Below are 209 nucleotides of genomic sequence, written 5' to 3' on the forward strand. Positions count from 1 at the left end.
ACCATCACGATGGAGACGATCCCCCAGTGACGCGACCGCTTCGAAGGCGGGTCCTCTACCCCCATCCCCGCGACTATGTCCGGGTTATCGTCACCGATCATCGTCGCTAGTCGACGATTATTCTCCACCGTCTCCTCGTACCTATCCCATTGCTTTTGGTCCCGCCGGTCCGAGATAATCCACCAGGCACCCGGGATAACGAACACCAA

At 58.4% G+C, this 209-nt stretch carries 1 pseudogene; it reads right to left on the minus strand.

The window, feature by feature from the left end:
- Positions 1-209: pseudogene (locus HMPREF3044_RS09140) on the minus strand (hypothetical protein); the annotation flags it as partial.

It is taken from the genome of Corynebacterium sp. HMSC073D01, assembly GCF_001815555.1.
Lineage (GTDB): Bacteria > Actinomycetota > Actinomycetes > Mycobacteriales > Mycobacteriaceae > Corynebacterium > Corynebacterium glucuronolyticum.